This is a genomic window from Solilutibacter pythonis (assembly GCF_003697345.1).
Lineage (GTDB): Bacteria > Pseudomonadota > Gammaproteobacteria > Xanthomonadales > Xanthomonadaceae > Solilutibacter > Solilutibacter pythonis.
Genome location: NZ_RFLY01000047.1, coordinates 1 through 2,261 on the forward strand (window position 1 = coordinate 1; position 2,261 = coordinate 2,261).

Annotated in this window: 1 pseudogene; it reads right to left on the bottom strand. The window is 67.5% G+C overall.

Annotated elements, in window-relative coordinates:
- Nucleotides 1–2,261: pseudogene (locus EBB59_RS13180) on the bottom strand (hypothetical protein); the annotation flags it as partial.

Consider the following 2,261-nt stretch of genomic DNA (forward strand, 5'->3'; position numbering starts at 1 on the left):
GCATCGATGATCACTCTCGGTGTGCCCAGGTGGTCCGGTTCGATGTAGCCGATATTCGCTGCCGCGCCGCTGCCGTCGATCACGGCAATCGGGTAATTCTCCAGCCAGATCACCTGTTGCTTCGCTTGGCCTTGGCCGTCGTATTCCCCCAGCCATTGGCCCGCTTCGTCGTACAGGTAGCGCTGGGTCTCACCCGTCTTGGCATCGGTCTTCGCCACCTGTTCGCCTTTGCCGTTGTAGTGGTAGCGGGCCGTCTCCGTGCCGTTCACCGTCACTTGCCGCAGCCGGCTATCCTCGCCGTAGCGGTAGCCACGGCCATTCGGGCCGCTCAGGCCGTTGCCCGCCGCGTCGTACGTCCGGGCATTGCCCGCCACGTCGATCAGGCGGTGGCTTGCCGCTTCGTAGCCGTAGTCCCATTCGCCCAGTGGCACGCTTTGCTGGGTGCGGTTGCCGGTGCTGTCGTAGGCGTAGCTGTTCAGGGCTGTCGTGCCGGGGCCGTCTTGTTGTTGGGTCAGCCGGTTCAGCGGGTCGTGGACGTATCGGCCCAGGCTGCGGGTCTGTTGGGCATCCTTCAGTGCGCCCAGGTTGCCGGCCGCGTCGAAGCCGAAGGCTAGGTCCAAACCGCCGGGTTGGGGGTCGTGGATGGCGTTCGGGCGGTAGTCCTGGCTCAGGGGGCGGTTCAGTACCCGGCCGTTGCCGTAGCGCCAGCCGGTGGCCGGGCCGAACGGGGCGTAGGTGACGTTGTCCACCATCACCTGGCGGCTGCCGCCGGGGGCGGTGTAGCCCACTTCGGTCACTTGGCCCAGGGCGTTGCGGCGGTAGTCCACTTGGCCGCCATCGGGGTAGGTCAGGCGGGCCGGGCGGCCGGCCGTATCCCAGTCGTAGCGCAGTGTCAGCACTTGGTTGCCGAGGGTTTCGCGTTTGTGGGTCAGTTGGCCCCAGCCGTCGTGGCAGTACTCGGTGCTCGTCTCGCCGGCCTGCATCCGGGTCAGTTGGCCTTGGCCGTGGCGCGATGGGGCCGGGCAGTTCTCGGGGCTGGTGTCGTAGGTGTAGTGGTGCGTCAGGTTCGGCCATTCGATACGGGTCGGGCGGTTCAGGGCGTCGTAGGCGTGGTTCGCGATGATGCCCCGGGCATCGGTCTGGCGGATGCGGTTGCCGGCGTTGTCGTAGGCGTAGGTGGTCTCGCCGGTATCCGGGCTGTGCTGGCGCAGCAGGTCGCCCAGGCCGTTGTAGGTGTAGGTGGTCTTCAGGCCCTTGGGGTCGGTGACTTCGGTCAGTTGGTCGTGGGCGTCGTAGGCGTGGCGGGTCTCGACCTGGAGGCCGCCAGCATCCTGCAGGGTTTGCACCAGGCGGCCCAGGGGGTCGTGTCGTTGGGTGGTGATCCGGCCCAGGGCGTCGGTGCTGCGCGTGGGTTGGCCGTTGGCGTCGTAGGCGTAGGTGGTGGCGTGGCCTTGGGCGGTCAGGGTTTGCTGCAATTGGCCCAGTTGGTCGTAGACGCGCGATAGCGTGCGGGTGCGTTGTCCGGCGGGGTCGATGGTGTCTTCCTTGAGGCGGTTGCCGGCGTTGTCCAGGGTGTAGCGGATGCGATGGCCGGCGTTGTCGAACACGCTGGTCAGGCGCTGGGCGTCGTCGTAGGCGAAGGCGATGAAGCTGCCATCGGGTTGGTGGACGAAGCTCACTTGTCCGGTGGGCCAGTATTCGATGCGGATGGTGCGGGTTTGATCACCTACCCGGTCGGTGCGCTGGGTCAGCCAGCCGCGCGGGTGGTAGCTGAAGTCGGTCACCTGCCCGCGTGCATCGCGCTGACGGAGCAGGCGGCCGGCGCCGTCGTAGGCGAGGAGCTCGGTGGTGTGGCCGAGCGGGTCGATGATTTTGTGCAGGTCGCCTTTGCGATAGGGGCAGGGGGCGGGGGCGCTGGCGCAGTCGGGGGAGTCGGCGAGGTAGTACTGGTAGCGGGTGGTGTCCTGGATATCGGTGCGCGGGCCGTCGACCGAAGTGACCAGGCCTTCGAGCGGGCACTGGCCGGCGGTGATGTCGCTGGCTTCGCAGTAGGTCGTCGTCGTGGTGCGGGCGGTGCCCGTGGCGGGGTCGATGCGGCGGGCGGTAAGCACTTGGCCGCGGGCGTTGTGGGTCCAGGTTTCTTGGGAAACCCACTGACCGGCGGCATCCAGCACTCGGCGCGCCACGGGTACGTTCAGCGTGGCGTGCCAGTCCGTTTGTGTGGTGCGCTTATCGCCGGTAGTGTCGTTCGCCGCTTCGAT